Here is a 15,013-nt window from a genome sequence, read left to right as displayed (position 1 = left end):
GACGACTAGGTCGCAGGGGCCAACCAAAGCAACGCCGACCTTTTCGCTTGACATTAAACCCCTGCTGCATAACTATGCACCCCGGAGTGAACGTTCACTCCGCAGCCGGATAAAAAGGCAACCGGAGTGGTTATATGGCGCGGGAAAAGGAACTGCAGGACAAGCGGAGGCGCATTATGGCCGTGGCCCTGGGATTGTTGGCTGAACGGGGTTTTCACGGCGCCCCGATTGCGGCCATCGCCAAGGAGGCGGGAATCGGGGTGGGCACTATCTATCGCTATTTCAAGGATAAAGACAGCCTGATCCATGCAATATTTAGGGAACTGCATGATCGCTATCAGCAGCAACTGCTGGCTGAATTCGACCCCGACCGGCCCCTGCCCAAGAGGTTTAGCCAGATTTTCAGCTTCCTCTTGCGGATGTTCATTACCGCCCCGGCGGAGTTCCGCTTCATGGAGCTTTATTATTATTCCCCTTACGCCACCGCAAGCGCTGCCCGGCTGCCGGCCGAAGAGGGCCTTATTTTACAGACCCTCCAGGAAGCTCGTGAGCAGGGACTCTGCAAGAATGTTCCGATGCAAGCCCTGGAAGCCATGGCCTGGGGACCGGTGGTGGCCCTGGCCAAAGAACACAGCAACCGCCACTTGGCGGTTAATGATGAGATTATCGCCCAAACCGTTCGGGCTTCCTGGGACGCCATCCGGAATAGCTAAACCAGACCGGACCTGATTCCCGGGCAACCCTGCACGAAACCATCAAGTCAGGAAGAGAAGATGCAAAACAATAATAATCGGCGATCATTTAATACCCGACCCTGGGCACTGATTATCCTGGCGGCAATGATCCCAATCCTGGCGGCAGGTTGCGGCAATGGCGGGCCCGACAACGGCAGCCAGCAGGGACCGCCGCCGCCTCCGGTAACGGTGTTGACTTTGGAGCCCGAGGATGTCCGGGTGGAGGCCGAATACCCCGGCCGGGTAAGGGGTTCTCGCGAGATCGAAGTCCGGGCCCGGGTGGCGGGGATTCTCGAACAACGTTTATATATAGAAGGTAGCCCGGTCCAGGAAGGCGAGCCGCTCTTCCGCATCGACCCCGAACCTTTTGCCATCGCCTTGCAACGGGCCGAGGCCGACCAGGCCGTCGCCCTCGCCGACCACGCCCAGGCTCGGCGGGAATGGCAGCGCAGCGCCAACCTCTACGAGCAAGACGCCATCAGCCAGCGGGAACGGGACCAGGCCCGGACCACCCTGGAATTGACCGAAGCCCGCCTGGCCCTGGCCGAAGCCGCCCTGGCCGACGCCCGCCGCAACCTGCGCTACACCGAGGTTGCGGCCCCCGGCAGCGGCATCACCGGCCTGGAGAGCTTCTCCGAAGGCAGCTTGATCGAATTCGGCACCCTGCTGACCACCATCACCAGTCTTGAACCGGTGCATGTCCGCTTTTCCCTGCCGGAAAACGACGCGGCGCTCCTGGCCCGGAAAGTACTGGCCCGCGATGGCGCCAAGCAACCCCTGGAGGCTTTCCTCCGCCTGGCTGCCGACGATGATTATCCCTATCCCGGCGTGGTGGATTTCACCGACCGGGTCATCGATCCCCTGACCGGGACCGTTACCGCCCGGGCGATCTTCGCCAATCCCGACCGCCAACTGGTTCCCGGCCAACTGGTCCGGATCCGGCTGCTGCTTCAGCGGCTTGACGGAGTATTCCTTATTCCCCCGGCCGCAGTGGGCAGTGACCGCAACGGCCAGCGGGTTTTTGTCGTGGGTGAGGATGACACGGTCCAGGCTCGGCCGGTGGAGCTCGGCCCGGTGGTGGCCGGCCGCCAGGTAATTCTCTCCGGGCTGGCCGCCGGCGACCGGCTGGTAATCAACGGTCAGGTAGCCTTGGGCCCCGGCTTGGCGGTAATGCCAATCCCCGCCGAACAGGAGGATTAGGCATGGCCCGTTTCTTCATCGACCGGCCGATTTTCGCCTCGGTCATCTCCATCATCATCCTCCTGGCCGGCCTGGTCTCCCTGCGGATCCTGCCCGTCGAGCAGTACCCGGACGTGGTGCCGCCCCAGGTCGTGGTGCAGGCCTTCTATCCCGGCGCCGATTCCGAGGTCATCGCCTCTTCGGTGGCCGCTCCCCTGGAGCAGGAAATCAACGGGGTGGACAACATGATCTACATGGAGTCCACCAGCACCGATGCCGGCATGCTGATGCTCACGGTGACCTTCGCGATGGGCACCAATCCGGACCAGGCTGCGATCAACGTCAACAATCGAGTGCAGGCGGCCATGGCCCGGCTGCCCCAGCGGGTGCGTGATCTGGGCCTCCGGGTGGAGGCCCGTTCCACCAATATATTGATGGTGCCGGTGCTCTCCTCCCCCGATGGCCGTTTCGATCCGATCTATATCAGCAACTATATCCTGCTCAACGTCCTCGATGAACTGTCCCGCCTGCCCGGAGTCGGCGATGCCTCACTCTTTGCCAGCCAGGATTATTCCATGCGGATCTGGCTGCAACCGGACAAACTGGCCCGTTTCGGCCTGACTCCATCGGACGTGGCCGACGCCCTGCGGGAACAGAACGCCCAGTTCGCCGCCGGTCAGATCGGCGGCGAACCGGCCCTGCCGGGCCAGGCCTTCACCTTCACCGTCACCACTCCCAGCCAATTCAACACCCCCGAGCAATTCGAGCAGGTGATCCTCCGGGCCGACGAGCAGGGCGGCACCCTGCGCCTGGGCGACGTGGCCCGGGCTGAACTGGGCTCACAGCGCTACGATTTTTCCGCCACCTACAACGCCACCCCGGCCGTTCCCGTTGGGGTTTATCTCCAACCCGGGGCCAACGCCTTGGCCACCGCCGACCGAGTTAAAGAGACCCTGGCCGACATCAGCAATCGATTTCCGGCCGGACTTGAATATTCGATTCCCTACGATACCACTGAATTTGTCCAGGTCTCGATCCGCGAGGTGGTCGTCACCATCTTTATCGCCACCGGCCTGGTGGTGCTGGTGACCTTCATCTTCCTCCAGCGCCTGCGGGCCACCTTGATTCCGGTGGCGGCGATTCCGGTTTCCCTGATCGGCACCTTTGCCGGCATGCAGTTGCTGGGCTTTTCCGTCAACCTGCTGACCCTCTTCGGCCTGGTGCTCTCCATCGGCATCGTGGTGGACAACGCCATCATCGTGATGGAAAACGTCGAACGACTGATCCGGGAAAAAGGCCTTAAGGCCCGAGAAGCCTCGATTGAAACCATGCGCCAGGTGTCGGGAGCGGTTGTGGCCTCGACCCTGGTGCTGGTGGCGGTTTTTGCCCCGGTGGCCTTTCTGGGAGGCCTGAGCGGCGAGCTTTACCGCCAGTTCGCGGTCACCATCGCGGTTTCGGTGGTGGTCTCCGGGGTGGTCGCCCTGACCCTGACCCCGGCCATGTGCGCCAAATTGCTGGACAAGCAGCCAAGGGTGCTGCTGGCTCCCTTCCGTCTATTCAACCGCATCTTCTTGTATCTGACCGATTTTTTCGTGACCACCGCCGGCTTCCTGATCCGGCGCTGGGGCCTGGGCCTGACCCTGTTTGCCCTTTTCTGCGCTGCGACCATCCTGGTGCTGGACCGGTTGCCGACCGGCCTGGTGCCCCAGGAGGATCAGGGGGTCGCCCTCGTGGTCGGCCAACTGCCGGCGGCCGCCGCCCTGGGCCGCACCGAAGAGGCGCGCGACAACCTGGCCCGCCAGTTGATCGCCATGGAGGAGATTTCCGATTTTACCTCCATCGCCGGCTTCGATATTTTTGCCATGTCCCTGCGGACCAACGCCCTGCTCGGTTTCGCCAACCTCACCGACTGGGGGTTGCGCCCGACCCGGGAACAGCATGCCGAGGCGGTGGCCGGGCGCATTATGGGGGCGGGTTTCGGAATCCAGGAGGCCAATATCTTTGCCTTCCTGCCGCCGCCGATTCAGGGTCTGTCACTTACCGGCGGGGTGGACGGCTATCTCCAGGTGCGAGGCGAGAGCAACCCGGCGGAAATCGAAGCCCTGGCCGGACGGGTGGTCCAGGCGGCCAATGCCCGGCCGGAGCTGGTGGGTGTTCGCTCAACCCTGGATGCCAGCATTCCCCGCTACCGGGCCTCGGTGGACCGGGAGAAGGCCAAGGCCATGCAGGTGCCCATCGACAGCATCTTCGAGGCCATGCAGAGTACTTTCGGCGCCCTGTACGTCAACGATTTCACTTATTTCGGCCGGCTCTGGCAGGTCAATCTGCAGTCAGAGGGTGAGTTCCGCAGCCAGCCCGAGGATCTGCGCCACGTCTTTGTCCGCTCGGCGGGCGGGGCAATGGTGCCGCTCAGTTCCCTGGTTAGCCTGGAGCTGACCAGCGGGGCCGATATCATCAACCGTTTCAATATCTACCCGGCCGCCCGGCTGATGGCCGACCCGGCCCCCGGCTACACCTCGGGCCAGGCCAAGGAGGCGATGGAGCTGGTGGTCCGCGAGTTGCAGGACGAGCGGGAGCCTGTAATGGGTTGGATCGGCGAGGCTTACCAGTTGGAGGCCGCCGCCGGGGCCGGCGGAGCGGCCTTCGGCCTGGGCCTGCTGATGGTTTTCCTGATTCTGGCCGCCCAGTACGAGCGCTGGACCCTGCCTTTGGCCGTGGCCACGGCCGTTCCCTTCGGGGTCTTCGGCGCAGCCCTGGTCAGCTGGCTGCGGGGATTTCCCAACGATATTTACTTTCAGGTGGGTTTACTGGTATTAATCGGTCTGGCGGCCAAGAACGCCATCCTGATCGTCGAGTTCGCCGCCCAGAACCGCCGGGAGGGCATGAGCCCCGCCGAAGCGGCCACCACTGCGGCTCGTCAGCGTTTCCGGGCCATAGTAATGACCGCCCTGACCTTTATCATCGGGGTCCTGCCGCTGGTTTTCGCCAGCGGCGCCGGGGCCGCCAGCCGCCAGGAGATCGGCTCGGTGGTCTTGGCCGGGATGCTGGCGGCCAGTACCCTGGCCCTGATCTTCGTGCCGATGTTCTATATGCTGCTGGAGACTCTGGCCGGCAAGCGCCTAAGCCGCCAGCAAAGTTGACAGCTAATAGGAGAAGTTAGCAATGCCCAAAGTGATTTTACCCCTAATCTTCCTGCTCTTTGCCGGCGGCTGCGCCCTCGGCCCCGACTACCAAAGGCCGGAAGTGGCCAGCCCGGTTGAATACCGCCACAGCCCCGCCCAGGATGAAACCTGGCAACAGGCCATGCCCGCCGATGACCTGCCCAAAGGGGAGTGGTGGCGGCTGTACCGCGATCCGATCCTGGACCAGCTCCAGGAGCAGGCCGCCGCCAACAACCTGGAACTGCGGGCCGCCCTGGCCCGCCTGGAACAGGCCCGGGCCCTGGTTGGAATCAGCGAGGCCGACCTGCTGCCCCGCCTGGACCTGCAGCCCTCGGCCCAACGGGGTCGAACCCCGGCCGACCTTTCGCCTCTCGGCCAGACCATGACCACTACTACCCTTAACCTGCCCCTTAATCTTGGTTACGAAGTTGATCTCTGGGGCCGCCTGCGCCGGCTCAGCGAAGCCGCCGGAGCCGATTTCGCCGCCGGAGCGGCGGAGGTGGAAAATTTCCGCCTGATTCTGCACGGGGAAGTGGCCCGGACCTATTTTGCCTTGCGCACCCTGGATGGTGAAATCGAATTGCTGGGAAAAACCGTGGAGCTGCGCCGGGAAAACCTGCGTCTGATGGCCAGCCGCTATCAGCATGGCATAAGCGACCGGCTGGACTTGAGCCGGACAGAAACCGAGGTGGCGGTCGCCGAGGCTGAAATGATCGCGTTGCGCCAACGGCGCAGCGAAGTCGAGCACGGCTTGGCGCTGCTGGTCGGTGAGGCACCCGGTAACTTCATCCAGGCGGCAGACCCTGCCCCCGCCCCTACTCCGCCCCTGGTAAAACCGGGGCTGCCCGCGGAACTCCTGCAACGCCGGCCGGACGTGGCCGGCGCCGAGCGGCGGCTGATGGCGGCCAACGCCCGTATCGGGGCCGCCGAAGCCGCCTTCTTCCCGGCCATCCGGTTGACCGGGGCGGCGGGCTTCGGCAGCAGCGAGCTTTCCACCCTGCTGAACAGCGGTAATCGGTTCTGGAATTTCGGACCCCAGTTGAGCCTGCCGGTCTTCGACGGCGGCCGCAACCGGGCCCGGCTGGAGCAGGCTCAGGCCGTCCACCAGGAAGCCCTGGCCCAGTACCAGCAAACCATTCTCCAGGCCTTTCGGGAAGTGGAAGACGCCCTCACCGCCCTTAAGCACCTGGCCGCCCAGCAGGAAGCCCAGCAGCGGGCGGCGGCCTCCGCCCGGGAAACCGTGACCCTTGCCCACCACCGCTACCGGGCCGGTCTGGTCAGCTATCTCGAGGTGATCGACAGTGAAAGATCGGCTCTGACCCTGGAGCGGGCCGTCCTGCTCACCGACGGCCAGCAGCTCCAGGCCAATATCGCTCTGGTCAAGGCCCTGGGCGGCGGCTGGGAGGAGTAGGCAAACTGTTTCCCCGCCGCCAGGGATGGCGCTGGCGGCCCCACCCTCCGTTTGTTTTCGGCGGCAGTGGCTGCTAGATGGACCACAACTGCAAGCCGGTTTCTACATCAAAGCTACGCTCGAAAGTGGGGCCGTCATAGGCTTCGAGAATAAACTCGCAGGCAAAGACCTCTGTCCCATGGGCAAGGTGGCCGCCATAGCATTTCCCCGTTTCATCGGCCAGGGTTATGTGAGCGTGGATAAAAGCATTCTCATCCTTGAGGGATACATTCCCGATCAGCTGGGTAATCTCCATTGGCTGCTCGAAAGTGCAATACCGGTACTTTTGCCCCGACTGATCATAAAAACCGATGCGGGCCTGTCGGACCGCGCCTATCGCCTCGATGCGGCCGAGCTGGATTCCGCGCCGCACAGCGATAGCGGTAAGTTCGGTCAACAGATCAGAGCCATGCCGAAGCTTTCCCATTATAATTTCGCGAGAGCTTAATGACCTGAATAAACTCATTTGTTCTTTCCTCACTCAAAAGACGGCGCCAGCGCCGCCAGGATCAATGCGGTCAGTTTGCCGCTAACCCCTGCCCTTTTGAGGATGTTAACTGACCTGATGGGCAAAATCCACCGGCAAGTCCGGGACCGGCCAAAGCTTGTTCCCGGGCGTGCGGTATGGTTGACACCGATAAAGGGGCTTGGTAGCTTGCCGGCCATGTCCTTGGCCTTTTTGCAACCACCAACAATCGGGTGAGCGCATGTTCTTTCCAGTGGCGGGAATCGAGGTGGCACCTTGGGTGCCTTTCCTGGCGGGGTTCGCGGTGGCTCTGGTCTGCGGGATGGGCGGAGTTTCCGGGGCCAACCTGCTGCTGCCTTTTCAGATGAGCGTGCTGGGCTTCACCACCCCGGCGGTCAGCGCCACCAATCACCTTTTCAATATCGTGGCCATCCCCGGCGGGGTTTACCGCTTTATCCGCGAAGGTCGGATGGTCTGGCCCCTGACCTGGGTGGTGGTGGCCGGCACCGTACCGGGGGTGCTGATCGGGGTGCTGCTGCGGGTCAGCTACCTGCCCGATCCCGAACATTTCAAGGTTTTTGCCGGCCTGGTGCTGCTCTATCTCGGCCTGTTCATGGTCAAGGCTCTCCTCAGGCCCCCCGCCGGGGGCGGCGCAGCCGCTTCCGAGAAGCGCTTCCAGCAGTTGGTCAACGAATTCCAACGCCGGGACGCGGCCTCCCGGGAGCCTCTGCCGCGGGTGGAATTGGGCCGGCTCACCCTCAAAAGCATCGATTACACCTTTTACGGCGAACGCATCAGCGCCCCGACCATGGGGGTTTTCGGGCTCAGCGCCCTGGTCGGGATAATCGGCGGCATGTACGGGATCGGGGGCGGAGCCATCATCGCCCCCTTCTTCGTGGCAATTTTCCACCTGCCGGTTTACACCATCGCCGGGGCCTGCCTGATGGGGACCTTTCTCACCTCGGTGGTGGCGGCCCTCTTCTACCAGGTTCTGGCCCCCTTCTACCCCGACCTGGCGGTGGCCCCGGACTGGCTGCTGGGCCTGCTGATGGGGGCGGGCGGCCTGCTGGGGATGTATATCGCCGCCCGGGTGCAGAAATTCGTGCCGGCCCAGGCCATCAAGTGGCTGCTGGCCGCCATCCTGCTCTTCGGCGGGGGGCGCTATATCCTGAACATCTGGCTCTAGAAGTCGAAGCGGGCGCCGATCACCCAGACCTGGCCGCCGCCGAAATCGTTGAGCCAGGTTTCATCACCGCTGCCGCGCTTGGTGGTTATGGCGGCCCTTTCCTGCTCCCGGTAGTATTCGACGAAAAACATCAGGGCGGGGTTGAACTGGTGATCAACGCCCAGGTGGATGATGGTTTCGCCGTAATTGTCGACCTGGGCCAGCATCCCCTTCAGGGTGTTTTTGCCCATGGTGTAGGAGGTGAAGAGGTTTAGGGCGATATCGCCGTCGGCCCCGTAGCCGGTTGCAATATCACTGTCATGAATCTCCAGTTTGGCCCCGAGATAAAAATTGTCCCAGTTGTGGGTCAAGGAGAAACCCCAGATCCGCCAGTCGCTGCTTAAACGATCCAGGCCCGCGGCCAAGGCCATGGCGCCCAAGTCGTAAGTGGCGGTGCCCTGGTAGCGGTCGCTGCCGCCGGCCCCATTGTCGTTGCTCCAGGCCAGGGCGAAGGAAAACCCGTTGAAATCCGGGCTGTAGTAGCTCAAGGTCTCACTCAGGCGAAAGTTGGTGAAGGTGGCAAATCCGGTGTAATAGCTGCTGAACATGTCCACCGGGTAGGCGATGGAGTTGTAGTAGGGCATCCACATTTTGCCTCCGGCCAGCGAACCCCAATCACCCCGCAGGCCGACCTGGGCCACCCGGACATCCTGGCTGTGGTCGAAGGGATCCTGGAAGCGCAGGTTGGCCAGATCCACCGGCACTTCCAACTGGCCGAAGATGGTCAAGCCGGAGGCGGCGGGGGTATAATCGGCGGTCACTCCGAGCCGGGAATAGGCATCGCGCAGGGCGGTATAAGAACCAAGAGCCTGGCGGTTTTCCGGACGGACCGCCTCACCCTGAAGCCGGGCGGAACCGTAGAACTGGTAGTTGAAGTTTTCAGCGGCGAAAGACGGGGTCGGGGCCGCCAGCAAAAGGGCCAGGCCGGCTCCGGTCAGGGAACGCTGCATCGATGGCATGAGAAAAACCTCCTGATAATGTGGGGCGGCAAAGCCGCGCCCCCGGTCCGGCCGGAACGGGTCGGGACGCCGCTTTGCCCGCTTCAGAGCGCCCCGGTTCCGGGGCGCTGGTCTCAACGCACGGCCTGGAGAAAGTGGATGTGCCGTTCGTACTGCTCCAGCACATCGCTGATCACGTATTCCTTGCTCCAACCCATGATGTCGTAATCCTGGCCGCCCTCGCGGAGATGGACCTCGGCCCGGTAATACTTGAGGGCTTCTGCCCGGGAAGACCGGGTGTCCCGCATCACCAGAGTGGGCGGCTCGTAGGGACGGGGGCGGACCGAATAGAAAAAGTCAACCTCGTCGCCGTGGCGAACCTCCACCCAGACCCGGCCGTCCTCTCCCTCCTCAACCCGGGCATCCATTTGCTGCTTGCGCAACTCTCCCGCCACCTCGTGCAGGGCCGGCTTGACCACCGTGTCGAGAAAATTCAGCACCTCCCGGCGCCGGGGCTGATGGACCAGGGTCTGGAGGCGCTGTTGCCAGTTGAGGGCGGCATGGGGTCCCCGGGGCATCACCCGGGCCTCGCGCAGACTGATTCTTTTGACCCCTTCGATCTGCAGGGCCCGCAACAGGCCCCAGCACATCAGAATCATCACCACCGTAAAGGGTAAGGCGCTGGCGATGGTGGCGGTCTGCAGGGCCGCCAAGCCGCCGGCCAGCAAGAGGGCCGCCGCCACCACCCCTTCTACCAAGGCCCAGAAAATCCGCTGCCAGGCGGGTGACTCCTCCTGGCCTCCCGAGGTCAGGATATCCACCACCAGGGAGCCCGAGTCGGAAGAAGTGACGAAAAAGGTAACTACCAGCAGGGTGGCGATCAGGGCGGTGATGCCGGAAAGGGGCAGCTGCTCGAAAAACTGAAAGAGCGCCACCGAGGTATCCGCCGCCACCGCCTCGGCCAAGGCGCCGATCCCTTGCACCATGATCATGTGGAGCGCGGTATCGCCGAAAAAGGTCATCCACATGAAGGTGAAACCCACCGGCACCAACAGCACCCCCACTACGAACTCGCGGATGGTTCGCCCCTTGGAGACCCGGGCGATGAACATCCCGACAAAGGGCGCCCAGGCGATCCACCAGCCCCAGTAAAACAGGGTCCAGCCCCCGATCCAGTCGGTGGGCTCATAAGCATAGAGGTTGAAGGTCATCTCGAAGAGCGAGGAGATGTACATGCCGGTGTTCTGGACCATGGTCTGGAGGAGAAAGATCGTCGGCCCGGCCACCAGGACAAAAGCCAGCAGCCCCGCCGCCAGGATCATGTTGAGCAGGGAAATCCGGCGGATGCCGGCATCCAGGCCCAGGGCCACCGATAGAGTGGCGATGGCGGTGATTACCGCGATCAGGATCACCTGGACCCCCACCGTGGTCGGCACCGAGAAGAGATAATGGAGACCGGAATTGATCTGGATCACCCCGAAACCCAGCGAGGTCGCCACCCCGAAAATGGTGCCCAGAACCGCGAAGATATCCACCGCGTGCCCGATGGGTCCGTAAATCCGTTCGCCGATCAGGGGGTACAGGGAAGAGCGGATGGTCAGGGGCAGGCCCTGGCGGAAGGAAAAATAGGCCAGCGACAAGGCCACCACCGCGTATATGGCCCAGGCGTGAACTCCCCAGTGAAAGAAGGTGATGCGCATGGCCTGGCGGGCCGCCTCGGCGGTTTCGGCCTCCCCCACCGGTGGACTGACGTAATGCATCACCGGCTCGGCCACCCCGAAAAACATCAGGCCGATGCCCATCCCGGCGGAAAAGAGCATGGCGAACCAGGACCAGTAGCTGTACTCGGGTTCGCTATGGTCGCTGCCCAGCTTGATCCGGCCGTAGCCGGACAGGGCCAGGCCGATGACAAAGACCAGAAAGCCGGCCACCGCCAGCACGTAAAACCAGCCGGCGGACTCGGTGATCCAACCCTGGGTGGCGCTGAAGAGGGCCCCGGCGGTTTCGGTGGCCAGCATGGCGAAAAGCACGAAGGCCACGGTGAGAACGGCGGACAGGATGAACACCGGCGGGTTCATCAGAATGCGAGGCTTGCCGGCGGCGGACTGGGTCTGCTCCGTCATAGTCACCTCCCTGCTGGTTTTAGTATGATATTGAGAAGGTTTTTGCCCGAAGGGATCGGGGTCAGGATAACATCATGATTCCAGAGAGCAAGTGGCCTGCCAGCAGGATGGATCGGGGTAAGCGTCCACCCCGGGGAGAAATAACGAAAACCCGGCTAGAAAAAAATTGAAAAAAATCAGGCGACCAGGGAGGAACATGGCTGGGCGGGCCGACGGATCCGGGCCGCAAAGGCAGGTTCCGGCGCCGGCAGAGGGCGGTGCTCAGGCTGAACCGACGATGCTGCCGAAGAGACCGATGTCAATTCCGTGGGCCTGGGCTGCTTTACGCCACTTGTGCTGATCCGGGGTGGCGAAGATAATATCCTCGTGGGCCGGCAGGGCCAGCCAGCCCTCAACGCTGAGTTCGGCCTCGAGCTGGCCCGGAGCCCAGCCGGCGTAGCCCAGGGTGACGAGATAGTAACGGGGACCATGACCGGCGGCCAGGTCATAAAATAATTGCGGATCGCGGGAGAGGGAAACCCCGGGACTGACCACCAATTGGTTGAAAATACTGTAATCCGACGAATAAATCATGAAGACATGACTGGTTTCCACCGGCCCGCCCAGATAAACCGGCCCCGGCAACTCGTCCGGGTAAGGGATGCCGGCATTGGCCAGAATGTCCGCCAGGCTGACGTCCTTCAGGGGCTGATTGATGACCAGTCCCATGGCTCCTTCCTCATTGTGGACACAGAGATAAATCACCGTTTCGGCGAAGCGGGCGTCGGACATATGGGGAGTGGCGATGAGAAAATAGCCTTGCAAGCTGTCCAATGTGAGTATCCCCCCGGCAGGATTAACAATCCGGCTCCAGGACAGACCCGAAGCCCGGAGCCGGGCCCTCAACCATTTACCGGGGCTCGGCTCCCTTAAAACTCTATCATTCCCGATCGGCAAGCGTCAAGATCATCCCCCGGCCATCACCCCGGCGCCACGATCAGGAGCCACCCGGCCCTGATCTTTGCTTGTCAGCGGCTGGCATCCTGTGCTACAACATCGTAGGTTGACGACCAAAACCCGGTCGGGACAACGGCCGGGGCCGCGTCAGCCCTATCTTCCGGCGCTTCTAATTACCTTATATCTCTTGTCGAGTTGAGAAATATGAACGACCATACGTCATCCGAATTCAACCGGATCATTCATTCCGACCACCACGATCCCTTTCTGGTTCTGGGATTTCACCTGGTGGAGGGCGAAACTCCGGCAGCGGTGGTGCGGTGCTTTCAACCCTCGGCGGCTGGGGTTTTCCTGCTCAGCGAAGGCAAGCGGCAGGAAATGTACAAAATTCGCGCGGAGGGTCTTTTCGAAATCACCCTGCCCGGTTGCCGCGAATTTTTCCCCTACCGCCTGGAGGCCCACTATCCCGACGGGGCCACCCATCAGTTCGATGATCCCTATCGCTTCTGGCCCCAGTTGAGCGATTACGACCGTTATCTTTTCAACAGCGGCACCCATTACCGCCTCTACGACAAGCTCGGGGCCCACCCCACCACCATTGACGGGGTCAAGGGCACCATCTTCCGGGTCTGGGCCCCCAACGCCCGCCGGGTCAGCATAATCGGCAACTTCAACTACTGGGACGGCCGCCTCCACCAGATGCGGGTCCTGGGCGCATCCGGCATCTGGGAGCTGTTCCTGCCGGAGATCGGCCCCGGTGAACCCTACAAGTTTGAAATCCGCACCCAGCAGGGGGATATTCTGGAGAAGGCCGACCCCTTCCAGTTTTTCAGCGAGATCCGCCCCCGGACCGCCTCGGTGGTCCGGGATATCAACCATTTCTCCTGGAGCGACGAGGAATGGCTGGCGGCCCGGCGGGAAAAGACAACCTATCGCCGGCCGATGTCGATCTACGAAATCCATCTCGGCTCCTGGCGCCGCGATCCCGCCGACCCTGCCCGTTTTCTCTCCTACCGGGAAATCGCCGCCGCCCTGATTCCATACGTCAAGGAGATGGGGTTCACCCATGTGGAATTTATGCCGGTGATGGAACACCCCCTCGATGAATCCTGGGGTTACCAGGTAATTGGCTTTTTCGCCGTGACCAGCCGTTTCGGCACCCCCGATGATTTCGCCTGGCTGATCAATGAATGCCATCGCCACGGCATCGGGGTCATTCTCGACTGGGTGCCCTCCCACTTCCCCACCGACGGCCACGGCCTGAGCCGTTTCGACGGCACCGCCCTCTACGAACACGAGGACCCGCGCAAGGGGGCCCACCAGGAATGGGGCACCCTGGTCTTTAACTACGGCCGCAAAGAGGTGACCAACTTCCTGATCGCCAACGCCTTGTTCTGGTTTGAGCGCTATCATATCGACGGGCTGCGGGTGGACGCAGTGGCCTCGATGCTCTATCTCGATTACGCCCGCCGGGAGGGAGAATGGATCCCCAACGAATACGGGGGGCGGGAAAACATCGAGGCCATTGAGTTCCTGAAACACCTCAACACCATTGTTTATGATCGCCACCCGGATATCATGATGATCGCCGAGGAATCAACCAGCTTCTTCGGGGTTTCCAAGCCGGCGGCAACCGGAGGGCTGGGCTTCGGCTACAAGTGGAACATGGGCTGGATGAACGACACCCTCCTTTACTTCCAAACCGATCCTCTTTTCCGCAAATACCACCACAGTTCTCTGACCTTTTCCCTGCTCTACGCCTTCAGCGAAAATTTCATTCTGCCCCTTTCCCATGACGAGGTGGTCCACGGCAAAGGTTCGCTGCTCAGCAAAATGCCCGGCGACAGCTGGCAACGCTTCGCCAATCTGCGCCTGCTTTTCCTTTACTACTGGACCCATCCGGGCAAGAAGCTGCTCTTCATGGGCGGAGAGTTCGGCCAGCACTCGGAATGGTACTGCAAGGTCAGCCTGGACTGGCACCTCATCGACCAGGACGAAAAAAACCGCAAGCTGCACCAGTTTGTCCGGGCCCTCAACAATTTTTACCGCGATACCCCGGCCCTGTGGGAAAACGATTTCAATCCGGAGGGATTTCGCTGGTTGGATTTCAACGACGTCGATCACAGCATCATCAGCTATTCCCGCCACGGCGAACACCCCGATGAGCTGGTGGTCTGCCTTTTCAATTTCACCCCCCAGGTCCACCACAACTATAAGCTGGGGGTGCCCCGGCCCGGCCGCTACCGGGAGGTTTTCTCATCGGACAGCGCCGAGGCCGGCGGCAGCGGGAGTACCAACCCGGAAACGCTGGAGAGTGTCAACGAGCCCTTCGGCCAGGCACCCTGCCATATTCTGGTCAGGGTGCCGCCGCTGGGCGGCGCTGTCTTCAAAAGGGAGTGAACGGCGGGAGTGTCGCCGATTCGGACAATCAGCTTTGGCGGCGTACGGGGGAGGGAATACAGGGGTATTGCCGCCCGATCCGATTGCCCGATGCGGCGGCGCTCCCGGCCGTTTACCGTTCAGGTTTTGGCGCCCGACACGCTTAAGATTTTGTACCGGGAGGATTATAAATGAGTAGTGATAGCGGGCTCCAGCCGCCGGGGGAGAAACTGCGCCGGGCCATTGGCTGGCTCAGTGAGTGCCTGCAGGATGACCCGACCCGGAAGCGACGGGATCTGCTCCGGGAGGCGGAAATCCGCTTCGATCTCTCCCCGGCGGAATGCGAATTCCTCGACAAGAATTTCGCCAGCTCCAAAAAAACGGCCTGAAAAAGCTTTAAGGTCGGTAAAACTCCGACTCGG

The 15,013-nt window shown here is 62.2% G+C and carries 11 protein-coding genes; 7 read left to right on the top strand and 4 right to left on the bottom strand.

The annotated features are described in order from the left end of the window. Nucleotides 1–134: 134 nt before the first annotated feature. From ACHHTY_RS01140 to ACHHTY_RS01125, 4 genes are all read left to right on the top strand, one after another. Nucleotides 135–713, top strand: coding sequence for a TetR/AcrR family transcriptional regulator (locus tag ACHHTY_RS01140; protein ID WP_395492200.1), 579 nt, complete (start codon nucleotides 135–137; stop codon nucleotides 711–713). Nucleotides 714–839: 126 nt separating this feature from the next. Beyond that, entirely contained in the window at nucleotides 840–1,934 is a 1,095-nt protein-coding gene (locus ACHHTY_RS01135; protein WP_395492199.1) for an efflux RND transporter periplasmic adaptor subunit, read from the top strand. 2 nt (nucleotides 1,935–1,936) lie between these two features. Beyond that, complete coding sequence (locus ACHHTY_RS01130; protein WP_395492198.1) at nucleotides 1,937–5,053, top strand: efflux RND transporter permease subunit; 3,117 nt, start codon at nucleotides 1,937–1,939, stop codon at nucleotides 5,051–5,053. Between the two features lie 22 nt (nucleotides 5,054–5,075). After that, entirely contained in the window at nucleotides 5,076–6,485 is a 1,410-nt protein-coding gene (locus ACHHTY_RS01125; protein ID WP_395492197.1) for an efflux transporter outer membrane subunit, read from the top strand. A gap of 73 nt (nucleotides 6,486–6,558) precedes the next feature. On the opposite strand, the gene ACHHTY_RS01120 is transcribed toward ACHHTY_RS01125, so the two are convergent. Next, nucleotides 6,559–6,951: a PPC domain-containing DNA-binding protein gene (locus tag ACHHTY_RS01120; protein WP_395492196.1), complete on the bottom strand. Its 393-nt coding sequence runs from the start codon at nucleotides 6,949–6,951 to the stop codon at nucleotides 6,559–6,561. Nucleotides 6,952–7,231: 280 nt separating this feature from the next. Here ACHHTY_RS01120 and ACHHTY_RS01115 point away from each other — a divergent pair, with 280 nt between their 5' ends. Then, nucleotides 7,232–8,176, top strand: a complete 945-nt coding sequence (locus ACHHTY_RS01115) for a sulfite exporter TauE/SafE family protein (protein ID WP_395492195.1) — start codon at nucleotides 7,232–7,234, stop codon at nucleotides 8,174–8,176. On the opposite strand, the gene ACHHTY_RS01110 is transcribed toward ACHHTY_RS01115, so the two are convergent. The 3 genes from ACHHTY_RS01110 to ACHHTY_RS01100 all read right to left on the bottom strand — a co-directional run bounded on the left by ACHHTY_RS01110 (nucleotide 8,173) and on the right by ACHHTY_RS01100 (nucleotide 12,089). Then, nucleotides 8,173–9,174, bottom strand: coding sequence for a porin (locus ACHHTY_RS01110; protein WP_395492194.1), 1,002 nt, complete (start codon nucleotides 9,172–9,174; stop codon nucleotides 8,173–8,175). The two genes, ACHHTY_RS01115 and ACHHTY_RS01110, sit on opposite strands and share 4 nt — an antisense overlap. A 113-nt stretch (nucleotides 9,175–9,287) precedes the next feature. Then, nucleotides 9,288–11,276, bottom strand: a complete 1,989-nt coding sequence (locus ACHHTY_RS01105) for a BCCT family transporter (protein ID WP_395492193.1) — start codon at nucleotides 11,274–11,276, stop codon at nucleotides 9,288–9,290. 261 nt (nucleotides 11,277–11,537) lie between these two features. Then, a complete protein-coding gene (locus ACHHTY_RS01100) occupies nucleotides 11,538–12,089 on the bottom strand; it encodes a YqgE/AlgH family protein (RefSeq protein ID WP_395492192.1) in 552 nt (183 codons plus the stop codon). A 327-nt stretch (nucleotides 12,090–12,416) separates the two neighbouring features. Between ACHHTY_RS01100 and glgB the strand changes: the two genes are divergently transcribed. Then, on the top strand, nucleotides 12,417–14,612 hold the full coding sequence (gene glgB, locus ACHHTY_RS01095; RefSeq protein WP_395492191.1) for a 1,4-alpha-glucan branching protein GlgB: 2,196 nt from the start codon (nucleotides 12,417–12,419) through the stop codon (nucleotides 14,610–14,612). A 170-nt stretch (nucleotides 14,613–14,782) separates the two neighbouring features. Next, nucleotides 14,783–14,980 (top strand): hypothetical protein, encoded by a 198-nt coding sequence (locus tag ACHHTY_RS01090; RefSeq protein ID WP_395492190.1) that lies wholly within the window; start codon nucleotides 14,783–14,785, stop codon nucleotides 14,978–14,980. The last annotated feature ends 33 nt before the right edge of the window (nucleotides 14,981–15,013 follow it).

It is taken from the genome of Desulfurivibrio nitratireducens, assembly GCF_044068515.1.
Classification (GTDB): Bacteria; Desulfobacterota; Desulfobulbia; order Desulfobulbales; family Desulfurivibrionaceae; genus Desulfurivibrio.
Note: the sequence above shows the minus strand (reverse complement) of the source record. Positions and strands in the feature narration are given on the sequence as shown.